The sequence below is a fragment of the Paenibacillus germinis genome (genome assembly GCF_013141785.1).
GTDB classification, from domain to species: domain Bacteria; phylum Bacillota; class Bacilli; order Paenibacillales; family NBRC-103111; genus Paenibacillus_E; species Paenibacillus_E phytorum.
This window is the reverse complement of the sequence record NZ_WHOC01000109.1, coordinates 1-516: the sequence shown is the minus strand read 5'-3', so window position 1 is coordinate 516 and position 516 is coordinate 1. Positions and strand designations below refer to the sequence as shown.

General features: G+C 54.7%; 1 protein-coding gene. It reads left to right on the top strand.

Translation table 11 applies throughout. The features are described from left to right. On the top strand, positions 1 to 516 hold a 516-nt coding region (locus GC102_RS21780; RefSeq protein ID WP_171691359.1), incomplete at both ends, for an ABC transporter permease.

The following is a 516-nucleotide window of genomic DNA, read 5'->3' as shown; positions in this document are numbered from 1 at the left end:
CCCGGTATCCTGCTGATTGCGATTGCAAGCGGTATATCCTATACGGCTTACCGCCTGTTTTTGGATAAGCAACGGGGCATATTCGAGCGGTTTCACACCATGCCGATTTCACGTTCCACCTTACTGTGGGGGCATGTGCTGACCTCGCTGGTATCCAACGCCATATCGGTTCTCGTCATCATTCTCGTAGCGTTAATTATGGGCTTTCGTTCGCCGGCGGGGATATTGTCATGGCTTGCAGTAGCCGGCATACTCGCACTGTTTACGCTGGCATTAACGTGGGTCGCAGCCATTGCCGGACTGTCCGCAAAAACGGTGGATGGCGCAAGCGCCTTCTCCTACCCGATTATCTTCCTGCCGTTTATCAGCTCGGCGTTTGTACCTACCGAGTCGATGCCTTCGGTCGTTCGAGCCTTTGCCGAAAACCAACCGGTGACCTCGATCGTGGAAGCCATCCGTGCACTACTGTCAGGTCAGCCGGTGGGCAATGATATATGGATCGCTCTTGCGTGGTGC